At 74.0% G+C, this 21,841-nt stretch carries 15 protein-coding genes and 1 tRNA gene; 9 read left to right on the forward strand and 7 right to left on the reverse strand.

Annotated elements, in window-relative coordinates:
• The first annotated feature begins 60 nt into the window (after positions 1 to 60).
• Complete coding sequence (locus tag ASF82_RS00660; protein WP_056052079.1) at positions 61 to 843, forward strand: SCO1664 family protein; 783 nt, start codon at positions 61 to 63, stop codon at positions 841 to 843.
• Between the two features lie 14 nt (positions 844 to 857).
• Here ASF82_RS00660 and ASF82_RS00665 read toward each other — a convergent pair whose 3' ends face one another.
• Together ASF82_RS00665 and ASF82_RS00670 are read right to left on the reverse strand one after the other, a co-directional pair.
• Positions 858 to 2,861: a VWA domain-containing protein gene (locus ASF82_RS00665; RefSeq protein WP_056052082.1), complete on the reverse strand. Its 2,004-nt coding sequence runs from the start codon at positions 2,859 to 2,861 to the stop codon at positions 858 to 860.
• The gene (locus ASF82_RS00670; protein WP_056052084.1) at positions 2,854 to 4,239 is read right to left on the reverse strand and encodes an AAA family ATPase; all 1,386 of its coding nucleotides are present in this window, start codon (positions 4,237 to 4,239) and stop codon (positions 2,854 to 2,856) included. Before ASF82_RS00670 ends, ASF82_RS00665 begins: the two co-directional genes overlap by 8 nt.
• Before the next feature lie 370 nt (positions 4,240 to 4,609).
• On the opposite strand from ASF82_RS00670, the gene ASF82_RS00675 reads away from it, so the two are divergent.
• Positions 4,610 to 5,641, forward strand: a complete 1,032-nt coding sequence (locus ASF82_RS00675) for a glycoside hydrolase family 6 protein (RefSeq protein WP_056052088.1) — start codon at positions 4,610 to 4,612, stop codon at positions 5,639 to 5,641.
• Between the two features lie 20 nt (positions 5,642 to 5,661).
• Here ASF82_RS00675 and ASF82_RS00680 read toward each other — a convergent pair whose 3' ends face one another.
• Entirely contained in the window at positions 5,662 to 7,446 is a 1,785-nt protein-coding gene (locus ASF82_RS00680) for a serine/threonine-protein kinase (RefSeq protein ID WP_056052091.1), read from the reverse strand.
• A 275-nt stretch (positions 7,447 to 7,721) separates the two neighbouring features.
• Here ASF82_RS00680 and ASF82_RS00685 point away from each other — a divergent pair, with 275 nt between their 5' ends.
• Both ASF82_RS00685 and ASF82_RS00690 read left to right on the forward strand, forming a co-directional pair.
• A complete protein-coding gene (locus ASF82_RS00685; protein ID WP_235491119.1) occupies positions 7,722 to 9,161 on the forward strand; it encodes an LCP family protein in 1,440 nt (479 codons plus the stop codon).
• A 512-nt stretch (positions 9,162 to 9,673) separates the two neighbouring features.
• Positions 9,674 to 9,763, forward strand: a tRNA-Ser gene (locus ASF82_RS00690).
• Between the two features lie 101 nt (positions 9,764 to 9,864).
• Here the strand turns inward: ASF82_RS00690 and ASF82_RS00695 are convergent.
• A complete protein-coding gene (locus ASF82_RS00695) occupies positions 9,865 to 10,494 on the reverse strand; it encodes a Pr6Pr family membrane protein (protein ID WP_056052094.1) in 630 nt (209 codons plus the stop codon).
• A 113-nt stretch (positions 10,495 to 10,607) separates the two neighbouring features.
• Here ASF82_RS00695 and ASF82_RS00700 point away from each other — a divergent pair, with 113 nt between their 5' ends.
• The 3 genes from ASF82_RS00700 (at position 10,608) to ASF82_RS00710 (ending at position 16,012) form a co-directional block, all read left to right on the forward strand.
• Positions 10,608 to 13,217: an ATP-binding protein gene (locus ASF82_RS00700; protein WP_082514139.1), complete on the forward strand. Its 2,610-nt coding sequence runs from the start codon at positions 10,608 to 10,610 to the stop codon at positions 13,215 to 13,217.
• Positions 13,214 to 13,924 carry a response regulator gene (locus ASF82_RS00705; protein ID WP_056052098.1) on the forward strand — a complete coding sequence of 237 codons (711 nt, stop codon included), beginning with the start codon at positions 13,214 to 13,216 and terminating at the stop codon, positions 13,922 to 13,924. The genes ASF82_RS00700 and ASF82_RS00705 overlap by 4 nt, the downstream gene beginning before the upstream one ends.
• Positions 13,925 to 14,062: 138 nt before the next feature.
• Positions 14,063 to 16,012, forward strand: a complete 1,950-nt coding sequence (locus ASF82_RS00710) for an APC family permease (RefSeq protein ID WP_056055491.1) — start codon at positions 14,063 to 14,065, stop codon at positions 16,010 to 16,012.
• Between the two features lie 83 nt (positions 16,013 to 16,095).
• Here the strand turns inward: ASF82_RS00710 and ASF82_RS00715 are convergent, their stop codons facing one another.
• Entirely contained in the window at positions 16,096 to 17,142 is a 1,047-nt protein-coding gene (locus tag ASF82_RS00715) for a hypothetical protein (protein ID WP_056052101.1), read from the reverse strand.
• A gap of 278 nt (positions 17,143 to 17,420) precedes the next feature.
• On the opposite strand from ASF82_RS00715, the gene glgX reads away from it, so the two are divergent.
• A complete protein-coding gene (glgX, locus tag ASF82_RS00720) occupies positions 17,421 to 19,487 on the forward strand; it encodes a glycogen debranching protein GlgX (protein WP_056052104.1) in 2,067 nt (688 codons plus the stop codon).
• A 182-nt stretch (positions 19,488 to 19,669) separates the two neighbouring features.
• On the opposite strand, the gene ASF82_RS00725 is transcribed toward glgX, so the two are convergent.
• Positions 19,670 to 19,948 carry a hypothetical protein gene (locus ASF82_RS00725; RefSeq protein ID WP_156369866.1) on the reverse strand — a complete coding sequence of 93 codons (279 nt, stop codon included), beginning with the start codon at positions 19,946 to 19,948 and terminating at the stop codon, positions 19,670 to 19,672.
• A 368-nt stretch (positions 19,949 to 20,316) separates the two neighbouring features.
• Here ASF82_RS00725 and ASF82_RS00730 point away from each other — a divergent pair, with 368 nt between their 5' ends.
• Complete coding sequence (locus ASF82_RS00730; RefSeq protein WP_082514142.1) at positions 20,317 to 20,778, forward strand: DUF4383 domain-containing protein; 462 nt, start codon at positions 20,317 to 20,319, stop codon at positions 20,776 to 20,778.
• On the opposite strand, the gene ASF82_RS00735 is transcribed toward ASF82_RS00730, so the two are convergent.
• The gene (locus ASF82_RS00735; protein WP_082514145.1) at positions 20,775 to 21,683 is read right to left on the reverse strand and encodes an aminodeoxychorismate lyase; all 909 of its coding nucleotides are present in this window, start codon (positions 21,681 to 21,683) and stop codon (positions 20,775 to 20,777) included. The two genes, ASF82_RS00730 and ASF82_RS00735, sit on opposite strands and share 4 nt — an antisense overlap.
• Between the last annotated feature and the right edge of the window lie 158 nt (positions 21,684 to 21,841).

Raw genomic sequence — 21,841 nt, forward strand, 5'->3', positions numbered from 1 at the left:
GTGACCGTGGCCCGCGAGCCGGAGGTGCCCGTGCCCGGTGCTCCCGCAGCTGGCGCGCCCGTGGCCGGTGCTCCCGTCCCGTCGGGGCCCGTCCCGTCGGGCGACCTCGAGCTGACCGGCCGCGTGCGCATCGCCTCGAACGACACCTTCGTCGGCACGATCGACGGCACGGCCGTCGTCTACAAGCCGGTCGCGGGCGAGGCCCCCCTGTGGGACTTCCCCGACGGCACCCTGGCGGGCCGCGAGGTCTCCGCCTTCCTCGTCAGCGAGGCGTTCGGCTGGGGCGTCGTGCCGACCACGTGGCTGCGCGACGGGCCGCTCGGCCCGGGCATGGTGCAGCTCTGGCAGGAGGTCGACCCCGAGCAGTCCGCGGTCGACCTCGTCTCGAGCGACGAGGTGCCCGAGGAGGGCTGGCTGCCCGTCATCGACGGCACCGACGAGCGCGACCTGCCGGTGACGCTCGTCCACGAGGACTCCGCGGCGCTGCGGCGCATGGCCGTGTTCGACGTCGTCGTCAACAACGCCGACCGCAAGGGCGGCCACGTGCTGGCCCTGCCCGGCGGGCACCGGCACGGCGTCGACCACGGCCTCACCTTCCACGTCGAGCACAAGCTCCGCACCGTGCTCTGGGGCTGGCTCGGCGACGAGCTCGCCCCCGACGAGCTCGAGGGGCTCGCGCGCGTGCGGGCCGACCTCAACGGAGCCCTCGGGGAGGCGCTGGCCGAGCACGTCACCCCGCTCGAGGTCAGCGCGACGATCGCCCGGTGCGAGCACCTGCTGTCGTCCGGTCGCTTCCCCGAGCCCCGCGGCCACGGCTCCGCCGTTCCCTGGCCGCTGTTCTAGCGACCCGGTGCGGCTCAGGCCGCGCGGCCGGGGCCCGGCTGCCGCCCGTCGAGGTACGACTCGACCACCGCGGCGCCGAGGTCGTCGGCCTCCGGCGCGACGACCGTGCCGCCGACCCGGCGTGCCATGGCGTCGACGAACCGGGCGAGGCCGGGGTCGTCGCCGAGGCGGAAGATCGTCGTCTGCGCGCCGAGGCGCATCGAGGCGTCGAGCTCGCGCACGGTGACGGCGATCGTCAGCGGCGCCGGCGGGTAGTCGAACCAGGTGGCGCCGTCGGCCTCCAGGTGGGAGGTCGGCTCGCCGTCGGTGACGATGAGCAGCACGGGCTGCGCGGAGGGGTGCTTCCGGAAGTGGCGGTTCGCGAGCAGCAGCGCGTGGTGGAGGTTCGTGCCCTTCTCCCACTTCGCGTCGAGGCCCACGAGCTCCTCGATCTCCATCGTCCGCGCCTCGCGGCCGAAGCCGATCAGCTGCAGGTCGTCGCCGCGGAACCGGCTGGTGACCAGCGTGTGCAGCGCCAGCGCCGTCCGCTTCATCGGCACCCAGCGGTCGTCCATCGCCATCGAGAACGAGGTGTCGACCAGGAGGGCGACGCACGCCTGCGTCCGGGCCTCGGTCTCCTGCACCTCGACGTCGCCGATCTCGATGCGCACGCCGTCACGGGTGGACCCGCCGCCGCCCGCCACGCGCGTCACGGCGTTGGTGACCGTCCGGGTGACGTCCCAGGGCTCGGTGTCGCCGAACGCCCACTCCCGCGTCGCGCCCGACCGCTCGCCGGCCGCGCCCGCCCGGCGGACGTCACGCGCGCCTCGTCGGCCGGAGACCGTCTCGGCGATGTCGCGCAGCAGCGCCTTGCCCAGCTGGCGCATCGCCTTGGGCGTGAGGCGCAGGCGGCCGTCGGCGGCTCGGGACATCGTGCCCGAGTCGCGCAGGGCCTGCTCGAGGCGCTGGAGGGCCCGCGCGTCGACCACCGCCTCCTGCCCCAGCTGCCGGGTGAGGGCGTCGAGGTCGAGGTCGTCGAGCTGGGAGCCGGGGCCCGACTGCGCCAGCTGCTCGGCGAGGGCGTCGAGGTCGGCGAGATCCTGGAAGACGCCGGTGCCGTCGCCCAGGCCCATGCCCTCGCCGCCGCCAAACTGCTCCGAGCCGCCCCAGTCCTCTCCGGGGCGCAGCCCGCGGAGCACGTCGTCGAGCTGCGACAGCTGACCCATCAGCTCGGGGGAGCCGAAGGCCTGCTGGGCGAGCGCGTCGAGCTCGTCGCGCTGCTCGGGGGTCAGCGAGTTGCGCAGCCGCTGCGCCGCGGCCGCCCGCGCCGCGAGGGCGTCGATCAGCTCGTCGACGGTCTCGGGCCCCTCGGGGAACGCGTCGCCGTGCGCGGCCATGAAGTCGTCGAACTGCTGCGCGACGTCGTCGCCCCGCCGGTGGGCCTCGAGGAGGTCGGTGAGGTCGGCGAGCATCTGCGTCGTCGCGGCACGGTCGGCGTCGGTGGCGCCCTCGAGCGCCTGCTTCATGCCGGCGAAGCGCTGGTCGAGCAGCTCACGGCCGAGCAGGTCGCGGATGGCGTCGTAGTCGGCCTGGGCCTGCCGGCTCTGCCAGCGGTAGCCCGCCAGCTCTGCGACGGCGGCGGCGGGCGACGGGGGCAGGCTGTCGAGCTGCAGCTCGGCCAGCGCACGGTCGCCGTCGTCGAGCTCGACGTCGCGCGCGAGCTGGCGGCGCTCGTCGAGCACCGCCCGCTCGAGCAGCGCCGCGACCTCGCGCAGCGTGCCGTCGAGGTCGGTGCCCCGCGTCAGCTCCCGGCGTCGCTCGGCGACGCGGCGGGCGAGGTCGTCGAGACCGCGACCGTCGCTGCCGCCGCGGCGCAGGAACTCGCGCAGCGCCGCCTCGGGCGACCGCCCCGCCATGACGTCCTCGCCGACCGCGTCGAGGGCCTCGCGCAGGTCGACCGGCGGGGCCAGGGGGTCGGGCCCGCCGTCGAACCTCCGGTAGCTCGAGCCGCGCCCGAGCCTCCTGTTCGCCCTAGCCATAGACGGCCTGCCCGTCGCCCGCCTCTTTGCTGACCCGGCGGGCCAGCCAGAGGCCCTCGAGCGCGAGCTCGATGGCCCCCGCACGCTGCCCGTCGCTGGTGGCGCCGAGACGCTCCGCGACCCGGTCGTAGAGGTCGGACTCGCCGAGCGAGGGCAGCCCGGCGAGGAAGTCGCGCGCCGTCACCTGCTCGCCGGTCGTGACCATGCGGCCCGCCTCGAGCGCGTCGACCAGCAGGTCGAGGTCGACGCCCCGCAGGTGCGCGCGCACGGCCTCCGCCGTGGCCGTCCGCAGCAGGTGGTCGAGGATCTCGTCTTCTCGCCCCTCCTCGCCCGACTCGAACTCGATCTTGCCGCCGAGCACGTCGACGGCCGTCTCGAGGTCGATCGGCCTGGCCACGGCCTCGGGCTCGCCCTGGCGCGTCGCGCGGTGCAGCGCGGCCGCGGCGATCGTCTCGGCCCCGGCGATCGCGAAGCGAGCGCTGACGCCGCTGCGCTGGTCGACGGAGGGCGAGTCGCGGAGGGCGCGCGTGAAGCGGGCGAGCACCTCGACGAGCACGTCGGGCACCTCCGCCACGAGGTCGGCCTCCTGCCGGATCACCGCGATCTCGTCGTCGAGCTCGATCGGGTAGTGGGTGCGGATCTCGGCCCCGAACCGGTCTTTCAGGGGCGTGATGATGCGGCCGCGGTTCGTGTAGTCCTCCGGGTTCGCGCTCGCGACCACGAGCACGTCGAGCGGGAGCCGCAGCACGTAGCCGCGGATCTGGATGTCGCGCTCCTCCATCACGTTGAGCATCGCGACCTGGATGCGCTCGGCCAGGTCGGGGAGCTCGTTGACGGCGACGATGCCGCGGTGGCCGCGGGGGATGAGCCCGAAGTGGATCGTCTCGGGGTCGCCCAGGCTTCGGCCCTCGGCCACCTTCATCGGGTCGACGTCGCCGATGAGGTCGGCGACGCTCGTGTCGGGCGTCGCGAGCTTCTCGACGTAGCGCTCGTCGCGCCCGCGCCAGGCGACCGGCAGGTCGTCGCCGAGCTCGGCCGCCCGGCGGACGCTCTCGGTCGTGATCGGCTCGAACGGGTGCTCGCCGAGCTCGGAGCCCTCGATCACCGGCGACCACTCGTCGAGCAGGCCCGCCAGGGTGCGCAGCAGGCGCGTCTTGCCCTGGCCCCGCTCGCCGAGCAGCACCACGTCGTGCCCGGCGAGCAGCGCCCGCTCGAGCTGGGGCAGCACGGTGGTCTCGAGCCCGTGCAGCCCGGGCCAGGGGTCTCGGCCCTCGCGCAGGGCGGAGAGCAGGTTGTCGCGGATCTCGGTGCGGAGCGGTCGCAGCCGGTGCCCGGAGGCTCGCAGCTCGCCGACGGTCGTCGTCGTGGGTCGTGTCACGCGAGCGACGGTACGCCTGACCACCGACGTCCACCAGGGCCCGGGGCGGGCGTCGTGCCGGCTCGTGGCCCGCACCCAGGGAGCGGGAGGCCCGCTGCCAGCCCGGGGTCGGGAGATGCGCAGCCACCGCGCCCGCGACTCCCACGGCTCCGACGGCGAGCCCCCAGGAGGCGCGGGCCGGGTCGGCCGGAGGGGGGACGACGGGCGTGCCCCCACCCCCGAAGACGGGCGGCGCCGGCACCGCACGGGGGCTTGAGGCGCACGGGGGCCCGTGCTGCACTGACGGCACCAGGTCGGCGTCACCCGCGTCCGTCGCCTGGTCGACGGGTGCTCCGCCCCGCCGCCCTCCCCACCGAACGGAACCCACCCCGTGACCTCCCTCGCCCGCCGGGGCGTGGTGCTCGGGGCCGCCGTCGCGCTCGCGACCGGCCTCGTCGCCGTGCCCACCGCCTCCCCCGCCGACCCCGCGTCCGCGGCGACCGCAGCGTCGTCCGCGACCGTCACCACCGCCACCATCCGCACGGCCTCGGCCGGCACCGTCTACCGCGGCGGCCTCTACGTCGACCCGACCGGCGCCGCCGCGACGGCGGCCTCGCAGCTGCAGGCTGCAGGCCGCGCCACGGAGGCCGCCGCGGCCCGGACGATCGCCGACCAGTCGATCGCCACCTGGCTCGGCAGCTGGTACGACGACGCCATGCTCGTCAAGGTCGTGCAGCGCACGCTCGCCGCCGCCGAGGCGAAGGGGCGCACGCCCGTCTTCGTCACGTACGAGATCCCCGGTCGCGACTGCGGCGGCTGGTCGGGCGGCGGGGCGGTCGACGACGCCGCCTACCTGCGCTGGAACCAGCTCGTCGCCGACACCCTCCGTGGCCACCGCGCCGTCGTGCTCGTCGAGCCCGACTCGCTCGGCCACCTCGGCTCCTGCCCCGAGACGACCACGACCCGGACCGCGACACTCGCCGCCGCCGTCGGGGCCCTGGCCGACGCGGGCGTGCCCGCCTACCTCGACGGCGGCAACTCGAACTGGGTCCCGCCCACCGAGATGGCCGCCCGGCTGAAGGCGGCGGGCGTCGACCGCGCCCGGGGCTTCTTCACGAACGTCGCGAACTACTACGGCGTCGACCCGGAGCGGGCCTACGCCGACAAGGTGTCGGCGGCGCTCGGCGGCACCCACTACGTCATCGACGTGTCGCGCAACGGGCGGGGCTGGAAGGGCACCTGGTGCAACGCCCCCGGGGCGGGCCTCGGCCAGACCCCGCGCGTGACGGGCGGCACCACCGGGCTCGACGCCCTGCTCTGGGTCAAGACGCCGGGAGCGAGCGACGGGCCCTGCAACGGCGGCCCGCCGGCGGGGCAGTGGTACCCGGCGTACGCGGTCGCTCTGGTCGCGAACAGGAAGTAGGAGGCGCAGGGCGGGCGGGCTCAGTCGGTCGCGGTGCCGGGGCCCTTGCCCTTGCCGTTGCCGTTGCCGGGGCCGGTGACGACCGTGGCGTCGACCCCGGGAACGGCGGCGCCGGCGCCGGTGGGCTTGCCGTTGCCGTTGCCGGTGCCGGTGCCCTGGCCGGGCACGGTGCCCGACGGCGGCGTCGCCTGCCCGGGCCCGCCCTCGTCCTCGTCGGGCTCGTTCTCGTCCTCGTCCGGCTCCTCCTCCGACGGGGCGGGCGCCGTCGTCTCCGGCGCGGGGGCCGGGGCGACGGTGGGCTCCGTGCTCGGCGACTCCTCGGCGGGAGCCTCCTCGGTCGGGGCGACGCTCGGCTCCGGGCTGGTCTCGGTCGTCTCGACCGGGGCGGTCGGGTCACCGGCGGGGTCGCTCCCACGCCCTGCCCCGAGGGCGAGGGCCACGGCGGCCAGCACGGCGAGCAGCACGACCGCGACGACCACGCCGACCAGCACGCGACGGCGGCCCGGTCGCTCGTCGTCGCCGCTGCTGCGCGCGGCCCCCGAGGAGGCGCGGGTCGACCCGAGCGGTGAGGTCGCGGCCCCGGCGGCCGCGGCGGCCCCGGCCCCCGCGGCGACCCCGGCCGATCCGGCAGGCGCGAAGCGTCGCGTGGGGGCGTCGTCCGACGGCAGCGCCCGAGTCGGAGCGTCGCCGGCCCCGGCCGCCGGGTCGAGACGGGCCGTCGGGGAGCCCCCGACGGGGAAGCGGGCGGTGGGGGCGTCGCCGGCGGGCATCGTGCCGGTCGGCTGGTCTGCGCCGGCGCCGGCTCCTGCTCCGGTGGCCCCGGCTGCGGCACCGGCACCCGCGGCGAGGCCGGCACCGGCGGCGAGGCCCGCCACGGCAGCGCCGCCGGCCCCGCGCCCGTCGCCGGTCGCCCCGGGGGCCGCCACCGCGCCTCCGGCACCCGCTCCCGTGGCCACGACGGGCGCGGCCGCACCGCGCGCCTCCCGCAGCACGTCGAGGGCGGTCGGGCGGGCCGCCGGGTCGCGCGCCGTCATCGCGGTGAGCAGGGCCTGCCAGTCGGCGCCGACCGACGCCGGCACGACCGGGTCGCGGCTGAGGCGCGCGCTCAGCGACTCCATCAGCGTGCCCGGGAACTCACGGCGGCCCGTGACGACCTCGAGCAGCACGAGGCCGAGCGACCAGATGTCGGAGGCCGTGCCGACCTCGCCGCCGAGGGCCTGCTCCGGGCTGAGGTAGGCGGCGGTGCCGAGCACGGAGCCCGGCGCCGTGAGGCGGGTGGCCCCGCTGAGCTGGGCGATGCCGAAGTCGGCGAGCAGCGCGCGGAACTCCTGGCCCGGGACGGGCGACGGCGCCAGCAGCACGTTGCCCGGCTTGAGGTCGCGGTGCACGATGCCGGCGGAGTGGACGACGTGGAGGGCCTCGGCGAGGTCGGCGGCCATGCGCTGCACCTCGTCGCCCGCGACGGGGCCGTCGTGCAGGCGCCGGTCGAGCGTGGGGCCGTCGACGAGCTGCATGACGAGGTAGGGGCGCTCGTCGCCGTCGACGACCGCGACGTCGGCGTCGTAGAGGGTCACGAGGGCGTGGTGCTCGAGCGAGGCGAGCAGGTCGATCTCGGAGTGCGCCCGCCGCAGGTCGTCGGCGTCGCCGCTGTTCGGCGCGAGCAGCTTCAGCGCCACCGGGCGCCGGAGAGCCGTGTCGACGGCGCGGTAGACGGTGGCCATGCCCCCGCGCCCGAGGACGCCGTCGAGTCGGTAGCGGTCGCCCAGGAGGGCTCCGCTCAGGTCACGGCTGCGGTCGTCGCCCATGTCGTCCCTCCGGCAGGTCGACTCCCCACTCTAGGCGGGGCCCCGGCTCCCGCGTGCGTCCGGGCGGACCGGCGCAGGGCCGTCGGCCGCCTCTCGTCGACGGGGTCGGCCTCCGCGGTGCGGCACCCCCAGTGAGGGGCTGCGCCGGTCCGTTCCTGTGGCGGGCACCTAGGGCGCTCTGTCTACAATGCCTTCTGCCCGCCCATCGCACGGGCGCCGCCGGCCTCCTCGTGAGCGCCCGGGCCGCGTGCCCGCGACGACCGAGAGGACCCTGCGTGAGCGATCCCCGCGACCGACGAGACCGACGTGACCGACGTGACCGCTCCCCGAGACGCGACCGCGCGACCGGGGGCCACGGCGCGGGTCGGAGCCGCACCACGACCGGGCAGGCCACCGAGACGGCGCACCTCTCGCGGCGAGCCGCGAGGTCGGGCTCGACCGGCATCGCGCGCCACGGCCGCCTGCGCTCGGGCGGGCCGGTCGGCGGCGTCGCGAAGATCCTCGCGGGGGCGCTCGCCGTCGTGCTGGTCAGCGGGGCCTCCGTCGGCGCCATCGCGGCGTACCAGGTGAAGAGCGACCTCGGCGAGGGCGTCGCCCTGCCCGCGGCCAAGGGAGAGACCAAGGCCCCCGAGGTGCCCTCGATCGCGGCCTACGAGGGCGGCTTCAACATCCTCGTCGTCGGCACCGACAACGACGCCTCCCAGGACTCCTCGGCGTTCGGGGAGCGCGACGCCACGTTGAACGACGTGAACATCCTGCTCCACGTCTCCGCCGACCACTCCAACGCGACGGCCGTGAGCATCCCGCGCGACATGGTCGTGCCCATCCCGGCCTGCGCCCGCGAGGACGGCAGCGGCTACTACTCGGCGATGGCGGCCCGGCCGATCAACGAGGCCTGGTCGTACGGCGGCCTGAGCTGCGTCGTCTCGACGGTCTCGTCGCTCACCGGCCTCGACATCCCCTTCGCGGGGATGATCTCGTTCAACGGCGTCATCGAGATGTCGAACGCCGTCGGGGGCGTGCCCGTCTGCGCCGCGACCCCGATCACCGACCGCTACACGGGGCTCAACATCCCCGCCGGCGAGACCGTGCTGTCCGGAGCGGACGCCCTGGCCTTCCTCCGTACCCGGCACGGCGTCGGCGACGGCTCCGACCTCGGCCGCATCAGCAGCCAGCAGGTGTACCTGTCGTCGTTGCTGCGCACCGTCAAGAGCGCCGACACGCTGGGCGACCCCACGAAGCTCTACTCGCTGGCCCGCGCCGCAGCGAGCAACATGACCCTCTCGGAAGGGCTCACCGACGTGACCACCATGGTCCAGATCGGCAGTGCCCTGAAGGACCTCCCGCTCGACGCCGTGAACTTCGTGCAGTACCCGGGCACGACCGACGGCAGGGGCGTCTACGCCGGCAAGGTGCAGCCGACCACCTCGGTGGCCACGCAGCTGTTCGACGCCATCCGGGCCGACGTCCCGTTCGCCATCCCCGAGGGCAGCACGGGGATCGGGTCGGAGACGACCGGGACGGCCGCTCCGGTGGACCCGGGTGCCGCGGCTCCGGCGCCCGCCGACACCGCGACTCCCTCAGCTCCCGCCGAGACGACGGCCCCCGCGGAGACGACGGCTCCCGCGGCGCCGGCGGTGCCCGCCGAGGTCATCAGCGGGCTCACGGGCCAGACGGCGGCCGACCAGACGTGCTCGGTGGGCTTCGGCAACTAGCGCGGGCCGTGGCCTGCCCGGGAAGTCGTCCCGGCGAGTAACCAGCTCGCCGGGACGACCCGGGTCTCACGCGGCGGCCCGAACCGGCACGCATGAGGGGCCCTGCGGCGCCGGGATCAGGGGTTCGGCGCCGCAGGGGGACGGAGTCGACGTCGCTGTCGGCGGGGGTGTGCCCACCGCGGGCGTCGGGTACGCTCGCGGAGTCGGGGTGGCACGCTGACGCGCTCGGGCAGCGGGGGAGTGTCCGGCAAGGGGTGGACGAGCTCGTGCTGTCGAGCTGCCGCACCTCCGCCGTCGTCGGCGTCAGGGGTACTCTATGTGTCCGCATAATGGCGGACAAGCCGGTCGTGGCCCCCAGGAGGGGGGCTTGCGGGTGAATCGCGGGTGAGAGACCACGGCCCCGGCCGGCCGTCGAGCGGTGGGGCACGCGGTGCGGGAGGCGCGGTTCGGCAGATCGCGCTCGGCCCGCTATGATCGTCGGTGCGCGCTGTCGTCCACGACGCAGCGCTCGAGGAGCCGTCGCATAGTTCGGCCTAGTGCACCACCCTGCTAAGGTGGAGTTCCCTTTGTGGGAACCGTGGGTTCAAATCCCACCGGCTCCGCTGGAAAGCCCCGATCGACCACCTCTCGCCAGGTGCCGACCGGGGCTTTCCTTCGTTCACGGTGGTCGTGTCCAGGGTGTCCGTGTCGAGGGTGGCCGTGCTCAGGGCGTCGGCGTGGTGCTCATCCGGCGGCGGCGGCCGACGAGCACGACCAGCGTCGCCAGCACCGCCAGGGCGACGACCAGCACCACCAGGTAGAGCGCGACTCCGCCCGCCCCGCCGACTGCCGACGGGTCGTAGAACGGGTACGGCCAGAACCCGATGACCGCTCCGCGGACGAGCGAGTACACGCTGTAGACGACCGGATAGACGAGGCAGACCGCGGCCGCCCACCAGGGCAGGCGCCGCTCGGGAGGCCACACGACCCAGTCGACCAGCACCGCCACCGGCATCAGCATGTGCACCACGACGTTGACCCACGGCACGAGGGCCCCCACGTCGAGGCCGGCCAGCAGCACGTTGAAGACGATCCCGACGAAGACCATGGCGACGACGGTGCCGGCCCGCACAACCGACCAGGCGCGGGAGTCGGGGGTGCCGCGGGCGACCCTGATCGCCCCGACCGTGAACACCACGGTCGCGAGCAGGTTGCTGAGGTTCGTGAAGTACGAGAAGAAGTTCGCGATCGAGGAGTCGTTCACGAGCGTGACCCGGAACTGCGCGGCCACCGCCGTGAGGGTGAGCGCCGCGAAGACGAGGCGGTAGACGATCGTGACGGAGCCGGGGCGCATGGGCCGACCCTAGCGCTCGACGTGCGTCCTCCCCAGGCAGACGCTTCGCGAGGTCGTCCCCGGCGCGACGGGCCCCCGACGCCCCGGTCGTGCACGGGTGCGATGCTGAGCGCATGACACGAGGACGACTGCGGGTGCTGCTCGGCGCGGCACCGGGGGTGGGCAAGACCTACACGATGCTCGAGGAGGGGCGTCGGCTGCGCGACGAGGGCAAGGACGTCGTCGTCGCGGTCGTCGAGACGCACGGCCGCGCCGCGACGGCCTCGGTGCTCGGCGACCTCGAGGTCGTCCCGCGCCGCGTCGTCGAGCACCGCGGCGTCGAGCTCGACGAGATGGACCTCGAGGGCGTGCTCGCCCGTCGGCCCCAGCTCGCGCTCGTCGACGAGCTCGCCCACACGAACGCCCCGGGCGGCACGCACGACAAGCGCTGGCGTGACGTGCAGGTGCTGCTCGACGCCGGCATCTCCGTGATCTCGACCGTCAACGTGCAGCACATCGAGTCGCTCAACGACGTCGTCGAGCAGATCACCGGCACGGTGCAGCGGGAGACCGTGCCCGACGCCGTCCTCCGGTCGGCCGACCAGCTCGAGGTGGTCGACCTCGCGCCCCAGGCGCTGCGCGACCGCCTGGCGGCGGGCGACGTCTACCCCGCCTCGCGCGTCGACGCCGCCCTCTCGAACTACTTCCGGCTCGGCAACCTCACCGCCCTCCGCGAGCTGGCGCTGCTCTGGCTCGCCGACGAGGTCGACAGCGCCCTGAAGGCCTACCGGGTCGAGCACGGCATCGACAGCCCGTGGGAGGCGCGAGAGAGGGTCGTCGTCGCGCTCACCGGCGGTGCCGAGGGCGAGACGCTCGTGCGGCGGGCGGCCCGCATCGCCGCGCGGTCGGCCGGGGGAGAGCTCATCGCCGTGCACGTCAGCAGCCAGGACGGCCTACGGCAGGGCGTGCCGGGAGCGCTCGCGGCGCAGCGCGCCCTCGTCGAGAAGCTCGGCGGCACCTACCACCAGGTCGTCGGCGACGACGTGCCCCGGGCCCTCGTCGAGTTCGCCCGCGGCACGAACGCGTCGCAGCTGGTCATCGGCGTCAGCCGGCGGGGGCGCCTCGCGACGGCGCTCACGGGCCAGGGCATTGGCGCCACCGTCATCCGCGAGTCCGGCCAGATCGACGTGCACATCGTCAACCACGGCTCGGCGGGGCGGGGCTGGGCGCTGCCGCGCATCGGCGGTGCCCTGTCGCGCGGGCGCGTCCTCGCCGGCTTCGCCCTCACTCTGCTCGGCGGCCCGCTGCTGGCGTGGCTGCTGGTCGGGCACCGCAGCGAGGACGGCATCGCGGGCGACGTGCTGCTCTTCCAGCTGCTCGTCATCGTGGTGGCCGTCGTCGGGGGCCTCTGGCCCGCGCTCGTCGCGGCCCTGCTCTCGGGCGTGGCGCTCGACCTCCTCTTCATCGCGCCCGTCTACGAGCTGACGATCGCCGAGCCCCTGCACTTCCTCGCGCTGGTGCTCTACGTCGTCAACGCCGCGCTGGTCAGCTGGGTCGTCGACCAGGCAGCCCGGCGCAGCCGGGCGGCGGCGCGGGCCCTGGCCGAGACCGAGCTGCTCGCCACCGTCTCGGGCAGCGTGCTGCGCGGGCAGGACGCCGTGCAGGCGCTCGTCGAGCGCACGCGGGAGGCGCTGGGGCTGACGCGGGTGCGGGTGCTGCAGGGCGACGTCGAGCTCGCGTCCTCCGTCGCCCCGGGCGGGGCCGCCGGGGCGGCTCCGCACCCCGACCAGCGCTCTGGTCCGCCCCTCGACTCCGACTCGATCGCGACGCTGCCCGCGGGCTCGGGGGCGGCCCTCGAGCTGACCGGCGGCGGGCTCCAGGCCGCCGACCGCCGCCTCCTCGTGGTGGTCGCGGCGCAGGTCGAGGCGGCGCTCGAGCACTCCGCCCTGAGCCGCGAGGCCGGCCAGGTGGCGCCGCTCGCCGAGGTCGACCGCATGCGGAGCGCCCTGCTCGCCGCCGTGGGGCACGACCTCCGACGCCCGCTGGCCGCGGCGACGGCGTCGATCAGCGGGCTGCGCCAGGCCGACGTCGACTGGAGCGACGCCGACCGCGACGAGCTGCTCTCGACCGCGTACGAGAGCCTCGAGTCGCTCGCCACCCTCGTGACCAACCTGCTCGACGTGAGCCGCGTGCAGGCCGGCGCCCTCGCCGTCTCGACCGACGACGTCGACGTCGACGAGGTCGTGCTCGGGGCGCTCGACGAGCTCGGGCTCGGCCCCGCCGACGTCGAGCTCGCCCTGCGGGCTTCCGTGCCGCCCGTGCGGGCCGACCGCGTGCTGCTGCAGCGGGTCCTGGTCAACCTGCTCGACAACGCCCTGCGGTTCTCGCCGGAGGGGCAGCGGGTGCGCATCTCGACGAGCGGCTTCGCCGACCGGGTGGAGGTGCGGGTCGTCGACCGGGGGCCGGGCATCCCTCCCGAGCGGCGCGGCGAGATCATGACGGCGTTCCAGCGGCTCGGCGACACCGACAACGCGACCGGCCTCGGCCTCGGGCTCGCGCTCAGCAAGGGCTTCACCGAGGCGATGTCGGGCACGCTCACCCTCGACGACACCCCGGGCGGCGGTCTGACGATGGTCGTCTCGCTGCCGGACGGCGACGGCCCCGGCGATCCTGACGGGATCCCTACGCCGGTGGCCCTCGCCGCGGCTCGGGCGTCGGGTACGGTCGGCGAGGAGGAGCCGTGAAGATACTGATCGCCGACGACGACCCGCAGATCCTGCGGGCGCTCAAGGTGACCCTGGGGGCCCGGGGGTACGAGATCCACACCGCGGCCGACGGCCGCGAGGCGCTCGACGCGGTCGTCGCGCACCGCCCCGACCTGGTGATGCTCGACCTCGGCATGCCCCGGCTCGACGGGGTCGAGGTGATCGCGGGCATCCGCGGCTGGTCGACCGTGCCGATCCTCGTGGTCTCGGGGCGCACCGACGCGGCCGACAAGGTCGAGGCGCTCGACGCGGGCGCCGACGACTACGTGACGAAGCCGTTCGCGATGGAGGAGCTGCTGGCGCGGCTCCGGGCGCTCACGCGGCGGCTCGCTCCCGGCGACGACGACGCCCCCGTCGTGGCCTTCGGCGACGTGCGGGTCGACCTCTCGTCGACCACCGTCACCCGGGGCGGCGAGACGGTGCGGCTCACCCCGACCGAGTGGCGCGTGCTCGAGCTGCTGCTGCAGAGCCCGGGCAAGCTCGTCACCCGCGAGACCCTGCTGACGCAGGTGTGGGGGCCGTTCCACGCGAAGGACACCGGGTACCTCCGCCTCTACTTCGCGCAGCTGCGCAAGAAGCTCGAGCCCGTGCCGGCGACTCCGCGCTACCTCGTGACCGAGCTCGGCATGGGCTACCGCTTCCTGCCCGACGAGACCCCCGCGGGGGAGGCTCGCCCCGAGTCCTAACGCGATCCTCACGCCCGCTCGGCTCCCGGCGCACCACCGGGGCTTAGCGTTGTGTGCGCGCGCCGTCCCGAGGCCGCGCGAGCGAGAGGTCCGACCGTGTCCACAGTCTCCGAGAAGTCCGGCAGGGACGCCGATGCGCTGGAACCGCAGCCGACCCCGGTGGCCGGCGCGCGCCTCCGGAACTGGCTGCTCGACGGCCTGACCGAGAACTCCGGCGCCCACCAGGGCCCGCACGCCGAGAAGGTGGAGAAGACCCACTCGTGGTGGCGCGTCATGTGCCTCACCGGCGTCGACTACTTCTCGACCCTCGGCTACCAGCCGGCCATCGCCGCCGTCGCGGCGGGCCTCCTGTCGCCGCTCGCCACGATCGTGCTCGTGGTGCTGACGCTGCTCGGCGCGCTGCCCGTCTACCGTCGCGTCGCCCGCGAGAGCCCGCGCGGCGAGGGCTCGATCGCGATGCTCGAACGCCTGCTGCCCTGGTGGGGCGGCAAGCTGTTCGTGCTCGTGCTGCTCGGCTTCGCGGCCACCGACTTCATGATCACCATCACGCTGTCGGCGGCCGACGCCACGGCGCACGCGGTCGAGAACCCCTTCACGCCCGAGTGGTTCCACGGAGCCGAGGTGCCGATCACGCTCTTCCTGGTCGCCCTCCTCGCGGCGGTCTTCCTCCGCGGGTTCAAGGAGGCGATCGGCATCGCCGTCGTGCTGGTCGGCGTCTTCCTGGTGCTGAACCTCGTCGTGATCGCCGTGTCGATCTTCCACGTGGCCGAGAACACGGTCGTGATCGGCAACTGGTGGCAGGCGCTCACGGTTCAGCACGGCAACCCGGTCGTGATGGTCGGCATCGCGCTGATCGTCTTCCCGAAGCTCGCGCTCGGGCTCTCCGGTTTCGAGACCGGCGTCGCGGTCATGCCGCAGATCACCGGCGACCCCGACGACACGGACGAGCGGCCCACCGGGCGCATCCGCGGCGCCCGGCGACTGCTGACCACGGCCGCCCTGATCATGAGCTCGTTCCTCATCCTGTCGAGCTTCGTCACGACGCTGCTCATCCCGCAGGAGGAGTTCCAGTCGGGAGGGTCGGCGAACGGCCGGGCCCTGGCGTACCTGGCGCACGAGTACCTCGGCAACGGCTTCGGCACGCTCTACGACGTCAGCACCATCTGCATCCTCTGGTTCGCCGGCGCCTCCGCCATGGCCGGGCTGCTGAACCTGGTGCCGCGCTACCTGCCCCGGTACGGCATGGCTCCGCAGTGGGCCCGGGCCGTCCGGCCGCTCGTCCTGGTCTTCACGGTGATCGCGTTCGTCATCACCATCGTCTTCGACGCGGACGTCGACGCCCAGGGCGGGGCCTACGCGACGGGCGTGCTCGTGTTGATCACCAGCGCCTCCGTCGCGGTCACGCTCTCGGCCCGTCGGGCCCGGCAGCGCAAGCGCACGATCGGCTTCGGGGCCATCGCGCTCGTCTTCGTCTACACGACGATCGTCAACGTGGTCGAGCGGCCCGACGGCGTGCGGATCGCCGCGATCTTCATCGTGGGGATCATGGCCGTCTCGCTCATCTCGCGGGTGCGTCGGTCGTTCCAGCTGCGGGCGACGTCGATCACCTTCGACGACACGGCCCTGGGGTACGTGCGGGAGGACGCCGACGAGTACGGCTCGATCCGGCTCATCGCGCACGAGCCCGGTCGCGAGGTCGCCGAGATCTACAAGAAGAAGCTGACCGCGGAGCGGCGCTACAGCGGGATCCCGCAGCGGGCGCCCGTGATCTTCGTCGAGGTGCACCCGGGCGACTCGTCGAACTTCGAGGAGGACCTCGTCGTCACCGGACACGTCGTGCACGGCTACCGGGTGCTGCGGGTCACGAGCGGCGCGGTGCCGAACACACTCGCCTCGGTGCTGCTGGCGATCCGGGACGAGACCGGGGTCGCGCCCGACATCTACTTCGAGTGGACCGAGGGCGGGCCGCTGTCGAACATGGGCCGGTTCCTGGTCACGGGCGCCGGCGAGGTCGCCCCGGTGACGCGCGAGGTGCTCCGCCGCGCCGAGCCGAACCGCTCCCGCCGCCCCGACGTGCACGTCAGCTAGCCCGCCGCCGCCGCCGCCGCCGCCGCCGNCCGCGATCGGACAAAACACCCCTGCGCGCACGGGTTCTTCGTCCGGAACGAGGTTCATCGAGGCCCGACGCCGTCGAACCTGGCACGGGCAGCACGAGCAGCGGCACGGATCCGCCGGGGATCGAGGGAGACGCCGCCCGCCCTCAGCAGCTCCGCCAGCTGCTCAGGCCGGACCACGTCGACGTAGTCGCAGTGGATGACCGTCCTCACGTCGGGCAGGGCGAGGAGGGCGCGGTCACGTGCCTTCTGCTCGCGGAGCGCCTGGGCGGTCGAGCGGCCGGCGAGCATGCGACCGTCGACGAGCTTCTCCATGCCGTCGAACTCGAGCACGGCCCCGTCGGGGAGCTGGACATCGGCGCGAGCGACGACTCGCCCGTGCAGGCGGAAGACCTTCTGGAGGACGGGCTGCGCGACTCCCAGCTCATGGAGGGCGATCCGCAGCAGCGACTCGCCCCCGTTCTCGGCCCACGGTGACGCGAAGGCGATGATGCGCCTCGCCGCGCGCCCGCCCCTGTGCCCGGGCGGTCCGACCCGGGACACGAGCTCTGCTCGGACCTGCGTCAGCCTCTCGTCGACGTCGGGGCCATCGCGGTGCTCGCCCCCCAGCACGACGCGGCGGAGGACGGCGTCCACGCAGAGCACCCCCTCGGCGAACGACGCGGTCCTGGCCATGTCGGCTGCCGTCCTCAGCAGCGAGGTGGCCCGGACGCCCGCCACCTCGACGACGTCGTCGTCGGTGAGGAGGCCCGGCCGGACCAGGCACGTCGGCGTGCGCTTGACCGTCGTCCGGTGCTCGTCGATCGTGCGGACGATGTCATCGAGTCGGCGCCCCACCGTCGGGAGCCCATGGAGGGCGACGGCCGACTCGTGCGACACCGCGATGCCCGGGGACGCCCCGGCCACGCTGGCACGGACCGTCACGACGTGCCTGCCCCGCGCCTCCAACGCTGTCCAGTCGGCGAGGTCGACGTAGACGCCTCGGCGCACGCGGTGCAGCAGGCCACGCTCGGCCCCGCGACGCAGAGCCCGAGCTTCGCGGGACGAGTCGCCGTGGGTCGCGACGCGCAGCAGGGGCAGCTGGGTGGGATCGGGACTGGCCATGCCCGAGTGTGCGCGAGTCGCGGCCGGGAGCGCCGCTGACGGGAGTGGCCCTGTGGACGGGGGAGGCGCCTCCCGGGCTGGGGAGGGTCACGGAAGAAGCCGGGATCGGACATCGCACCCGTGCGCACCGGGGTGCGATGTCCGATCGCGGGTTTGACGAGGACCGGAGGGGGGCGAGGAGGCGCGGGGCGGGTTTGAGGGGGCGGGGCGAGGGGTACGGGGGGCGAGCGGACCGCTCAGCTTGGCCCGCGCCTCCCGCGCTCCTGTAGATCTGAGTGATGACCGCATCTCGTTCCAAGCCCTACCCCCTCGGCGTCACGCCCCTCGACGGCGGCGGCGCCCACGTCGCCGTGTACTCCGAGACCGCCGACCACATCTGGTTCTGCCTGTTCGACGACGACGCGGCCGACGGCACCCCCGGCGCCGAGCACCGCACCGAGCTCGTCGAGCGCACCGGCCACGTGTTCCACACGGTCGTGCCGGAGGCGCGGGTCGGCAGCCGCTACGGCTTCCGTGTCGCAGGCCCCTGGGACCCTTCCGCGGGCCTCCGCCACAACGAGCACAAGCTGCTGCTCGACCCGTGGGCCACCGCCCTCGACGGCACCTTCGACTGGGGCCAGGCCGTCTTCGGCCACGACATGGACGACCCCGAGACGATGGACACCACCGACTCCGCCCCCGCCATGCCGCGCAGCGTCATCGCCGACCGCAGCTTCGACTGGGGCGACGACGAGCGCCCGCTCACGCCCCTCGAGGAGACGGTCGTCTACGAGGTGCACGTGAAGGGCTTCACGCGCCAGCACCCCGAGGTGCCGGAGGAGATCCGCGGCACGTACGCGGGCCTCGCGCACCCCGCCGCGATCAAGTACTTCACCGACCTCGGCGTCACCGCCGTCGAGCTGCTGCCGACGCACCAGTTCGTGCAGGACAGCCACCTCGAGGAGAAGGGCCTCCGCAACTACTGGGGCTACAACTCCATCGGCTTCTTCGCCCCGCACGACGAGTACGCCTCGAAGGCCGCCGGCACCCGCGGCGGCCAGGTCGCCGAGTTCAAGGCCATGGTCAAGGCCTTCCACGAGGCCGGCCTCGAGGTGTGGATGGACGTCGTCTACAACCACACCGCCGAGGGCAACCACATGGGCCCGACCCTGTCGTTCAAGGGCATCGACAACGCGGCCTTCTACCGCCTCGTCGAGGGCGAGGAGTCGGCCTACTTCGACACCACCGGCACCGGCAACAGCCTCAACGTCAGCCACCCCGCCGCGCTCGCCCTCATCATGGACAGCCTCCGCTACTGGGTGACCGAGATGCACGTCGACGGCTTCCGCTTCGACCTCGCCACCACGCTGACCCGCCAGGGCGGCGAGGCGAGCGAGCACAGCGCCTTCCTGACCCTCATCCACCAGGACCCGGTGCTGAAGAGCGTCAAGATGATCGCCGAGCCCTGGGACACCGCGGGCTACCAGGTCGGCGGCTTCCCGGCCGACTGGTCGGAGTGGAACGGCAAGTTCCGCGACGACGTCCGCGAGTTCTGGAACGGCGAGCCCGGCGTGCTCTCGACCTTCTCCGACCGCGTGCTCGGCAGCCCCGACGTCTACGAGGACTCGCGGCGCTCGCCGCTCTCCAGCGTCAACTTCGTCACGGCCCACGACGGGTTCACCCTCGCCGACCTGACGATGTACCAGGAGAAGCACAACGAGGCCAACGGCGAGGACAACCAGGACGGCGAGAGCGACAACAAGTCGTTCAACGGCGGCATCGAGGGCCCGACCGACGACGGCGCCGTCAATGCGTACCGCGACCGTCAGCGCCGCAACTTCCTGGGCACGCTGCTCGTCAGCGCGGGCGTGCCGATGATCCTCGGCGGCGACGAGATCGCGCGCAGCCAGGGCGGCAACAACAACGCCTACTGCCAGGACAGCGAGATCTCGTGGTTCGACTGGGAGCAGGCCGACCTGGAGCTGCTCGAGTTCACGCGCGAGCTGATCACGCTCCGTCGCGAGAACGCCGCGCTGCGCCCCGACTGGTTCCGCTACGCCCCCGAGGTCGAGAGCGACGACCACGTGCAGGTGCGCCGGGCCGACGACCACTCGTTCTCGAGCGGCGACTGGCAGCAGGGCGAGAACAAGGCGATCACGTTCGTGCTGACGCACAAGGACGCCGACGCCTTCGCCTTCCTCACCAACGGCTCGACGAGCGTCGTCGAGTTCCAGGTGCCCGAGGCGCCCCACGGCGAGTGGGAGCTGGCCAGCTCGAGCGACCCCGACCAGGTGGTCGAGGGCCCGGTGACCACGCTGCTCGTGCGCGACGCGAGCTTCACGCTGCTGCGGAGCCGCGCCTCCTAGGGGCCTGCCGGAGGCGCGGGCCGGCCACCCGGGGGAGACCCCGGTGGCCGTGCCCCCGCCTCCGCTCCCGCCCCCCGCGTCGTCGGAGGGGGCACGACGAAGGGCGGGTGCACGTCACCGTGGTCGATCGAGATCGACCCGGCGACGGGCACCCGCCCTCCGTCGTGCGGTGCGGCGGCCCGCTACGCGGTCGCGAGCTGGCGCGCCGTCTCGAGCCGCAGGAAGTCCGCGTAGGTCGGCTCGGCGACCGCGGCGGGGGCAGCGTCGACGCGGATGGTCGTCGGCTCCGACGACAGGCGGCGACGCTTGGGGTAGGGGTGGATGCGGGCGGCGGGCACACGCTCGTCGCGGAGGTAGGAGCTGTCGCTCGTGACGTCGACCCGCGACCGGACGTGGCGGACGAGCTGCTCGGCCGAGAGGCCGGCGAGCTGGCGGGCGGATGGGTGCAGCGGGGTGGTCATGTTCATCTCATTCCTGGCGGTCCTGCGAACGCCTAGAGGGGAACTCGGGGCTGGTGACGCCGCCGTGAATCGGCGTCGAGACGAGTGTGGCACGCAGATGTCTAGAGAAACTAGTTAGCGCCATGAACGTTCGCTTCGTGGATACCGGTGTACCCCGCCCGGACGCCGGGCACCCTCGCAGGGCCTCGCGGGGCCTCGCCGGGGCCGCACGTCGGCCTCAGGCCGGACTCTCTCCGGGCTCGTCCGTCCGCTCGCTCGCCCGCGCGAGCCCCGTGCTCCCCGCCCCTGTCAAGGCCCGGACACCGCCGGGCCGGGCGGCCTTCATGGGACGGGACCGACCACCAGGGCCCACCACGAAGGAGATCCCCATGAGCACCTCAGCTCGGACCACCACCGCCCGTCACCGCTTCGCCGAGACCCCCGTGCAGAAGGCCTCGCTCGTCGTCGGCGTCGTCTTCCTCGTCGTGGGGCTGGCCGGGTTCATCCCCGGCCTCACGACGAACGTCGGCGAGCTGCACGGCGCCGGCCACGGCTCGGGAGCCCTGCTGCTCGGGGTCTTCCAGGTCTCGGTGCTGCACAACGTCGTGCACCTGCTCTTCGGCGTGCTCGGCGTCGCCCTGGCCCGCGCCGTGCGCAGCGCCCGCCTCTACCTGATCGTGGGCGGCGTCGTCTACGCCGTGCTCTGGATCTACGGCCTCGTCATCGACAAGGAGAGCCAGGCCAACTTCGTGCCGCTCAACTCGGCCGACGACTGGCTGCACTTCGTCCTCGCGATCGGCATGGTCGCGCTCGGCGTCCTCCTCGGCCGCCGCGGCGCAAGGCGCCGCTAGTCGCGCCGCGCCTCCATCGCGTCGGCGAGGTCCTGCGAGAAGTCGCGGTCGAACGCGACGGGGACGCCGTCGAGCGACGAGATCGGCGAGATCTGCCGACCGCTCGACGCGAGCCAGAGGGCGTCGGCCGCACGGACGCTCTCCATCGGCAGCAGCTCGTACGCCGTCTTGTGGCCGAGGGCCTCGAGCGTCTCGAAGACGGCGGCCTGCGTCGTGCCCTCGAGGATGCCCTGATCGGTGCTCGGCGTGACGAACCGGTCGCCGAAGCGCGCGATCAGCGACGCCGAGGGGCCCTCGAGCGCGTAGCCGTCGCTGCTGACGAAGATCACGTCGTCGGCCCCGCGGCGGGCGGCCTCGCGCAGCACGCTCTTGTTGACGGCGTACGAGAGAGTCTTGGCGCCCTGCAGCAGCCAGGGCGAGGTCTGCGCGACGTCGTGGCGGTAGCCGCGGTCGAGCGCGACCACGGCGATGCCGTCGCGGCGTTCGTGCGAGTGGTCGGGCATCGCGTCGGTGCGCACCCACGCGGTGGGCGTGCCGTCGCCGCCCTCGACGCCCCGGGTGACGACGAGCTTCTGCAGGAGGAACGGCGCGGGGGCGTGCAGCCGCGCCGAGGCCAGGCAGGCCTCGCGGACCACGTCGAGGTCGAGCTCGGGCAGGTCGAGCATCGCGGCGGACCGGGCGAGGCGCCGCAGGTGCGGCTCGAGCGCCTGGATCGCGCCGTCGGCGACTCCCAGCCCCTCGAAGACGCCGTCGCCCCGCGTCACGCCGAGGTCGGCGACGTCGATGACGGGCTCGTGCGCGTCGACGACGTGCCAGCCCGTCTCGCCCTCGGCCAGGGGCGGTCCCCCCGCCGTGACCTTGTCGATCAGCACGAGGACGGGCGCGGAGGCGGGGGAGTCGGTCACGTCGTCAGCATAGGAGTCGCGGGTCGAGTCGGGCCAGGACCTCCCGGAGCCGCACGCCGAGCACCTGTCCGCTCGCAGCCCCGGTGGGTCGCTAGACAGCCTCGTTAGGCCGTCTAGCTAAAAAAGGGTGCTGATCAGCTTTTTCTGGGGTACGCAAC

Origin of the sequence: Frigoribacterium sp. Leaf164, from assembly GCF_001423665.1 — a bacterium.
Taxonomy (GTDB): domain Bacteria; phylum Actinomycetota; class Actinomycetes; order Actinomycetales; family Microbacteriaceae; genus Frigoribacterium; species Frigoribacterium endophyticum.

What these genes read in the sequence shown, in the direction of transcription:
- ASF82_RS00665 (WP_056052082.1), bottom strand. Translation starts at nt 2,861, where the DNA reads ATGGCTAGGGCGAACAGGAGGCTCGGGCGCGGCTCGAGCTACCGGAGG.
- ASF82_RS00680 (WP_056052091.1), bottom strand. Translation starts at nt 7,446, where the DNA reads ATGGGCGACGACCGCAGCCGTGACCTGAGCGGAGCCCTCCTGGGCGAC.
- ASF82_RS00695 (WP_056052094.1), bottom strand. Translation starts at nt 10,494, where the DNA reads ATGCGCCCCGGCTCCGTCACGATCGTCTACCGCCTCGTCTTCGCGGCG.
- ASF82_RS00700 (WP_082514139.1), top strand. Translation starts at nt 10,608, where the DNA reads ATGACACGAGGACGACTGCGGGTGCTGCTCGGCGCGGCACCGGGGGTG.
- ASF82_RS00715 (WP_056052101.1), bottom strand. Translation starts at nt 17,142, where the DNA reads ATGGCCAGTCCCGATCCCACCCAGCTGCCCCTGCTGCGCGTCGCGACC.
- glgX (WP_056052104.1), top strand. Translation starts at nt 17,421, where the DNA reads ATGACCGCATCTCGTTCCAAGCCCTACCCCCTCGGCGTCACGCCCCTC.
- ASF82_RS00725 (WP_156369866.1), bottom strand. Translation starts at nt 19,948, where the DNA reads ATGACCACCCCGCTGCACCCATCCGCCCGCCAGCTCGCCGGCCTCTCG.
- ASF82_RS00730 (WP_082514142.1), top strand. Translation starts at nt 20,317, where the DNA reads ATGAGCACCTCAGCTCGGACCACCACCGCCCGTCACCGCTTCGCCGAG.